Here is a 1085-nt window from a genome sequence, read left to right on the forward strand (position 1 = left end):
TAAGGGCTATCCACTTAGCTCCACTATTCCGCATTATGCAAATTGAAGCTCTTTGCGGTTCATGATTTTCGGGTCACGGTGTCGTAGGTGATCGGATCGGTCACGACAGACTGTTCGAGCAGGCGATAAAAGAGCAAGCCGCGCGAACGTGAGGTACGACGGTTGAACCGGAATACAAACTCGTCGAGGTAATGCTCAAGCTGATCGGGTTTTACTGCACCCTGATGCGTGCCGAGCAGCCATCGTTTGAGCAGGGACGCGACGCGATGTACGCCTGGTAGCGGCACGTGTGCCGGAGGACGCTCGCCGTCGGCGATGGACTTCACTACGACGCGTTCATGCGCGTAGCTGTACTCCAGTGAAATGTACATGGGAGAGCCGTCAGTGCGAATCACTGAACCGGGGGCCACGACGCTCTTCACAAACGGAAGCACGTCGGCAACGCTCTCCCGATCAATACGTCGCAGTCGGATGCGGCCAAAGCCGCGCGGCTTCAGGATTTCGACGGCAATCACGATTACCGCCTTGGTGGTGCGCTTTTTGGGTTGCGTGCCGGACGAACTGTCCCGACGTTCACGGATAGCCAGATAGCTTTGATCGACCTCGACCAGGCCTTTAAGCTGTTCGCGTCCAGGACGGACCATGGCACGCCGGAAGCGATGCAGCATGGTCCATGCCGTCTGGTAGCTGCCCAGCCCCAGGACCCGTTGCAGTCCAAGCGCACTGACGCCCGACTTCTGACTCGTGATGTACCAGGCCGCTGCCAGCCATACCTTCAGCGGCGTGCGGGTCTTGTCGAAGATCGTGCCCGACGTCACGGTGCATTGAAAACGGCACGCACGGCAAATCAGCCGTGCCCGATTGGCTCGATATGGCGCATCCCGGCACCCGCAACGTGGGCAAACAAACCCCTCGCGCCAGCGCAATCGTTCGAGATAGCGAAGGCAATCCTCTTCGCCGGCAAACCATTCCTCGAACTGGCTCCATGTTCGTGGATAGTCTTGACCGGCAACCGGCGTATGCTGGGCTTCGGACTCACTCATGCCACTATCATGGCTCAGGTGGAGCTAGATGGATAGCCCTTA

The 1085-nt window shown here is 58.5% G+C and carries 1 protein-coding gene; it reads right to left on the bottom strand.

Annotated elements, in window-relative coordinates; all coding sequences use genetic code 11:
- Positions 1-59: 59 nt before the first annotated feature.
- A complete protein-coding gene (locus tag DIE23_RS39020; RefSeq protein WP_124618200.1) occupies positions 60-1043 on the bottom strand; it encodes an IS1595 family transposase in 984 nt (327 codons plus the stop codon).
- Positions 1044-1085 lie beyond the last annotated feature (42 nt).

Origin of the sequence: Burkholderia sp. Bp9143 (assembly GCF_003853645.1) — a bacterium.
Taxonomy (GTDB): domain Bacteria; phylum Pseudomonadota; class Gammaproteobacteria; order Burkholderiales; family Burkholderiaceae; genus Burkholderia.

What these genes read in the sequence shown, in the direction of transcription:
- DIE23_RS39020 (WP_124618200.1), bottom strand. Translation starts at nt 1,043, where the DNA reads ATGAGTGAGTCCGAAGCCCAGCATACGCCGGTTGCCGGTCAAGACTAT.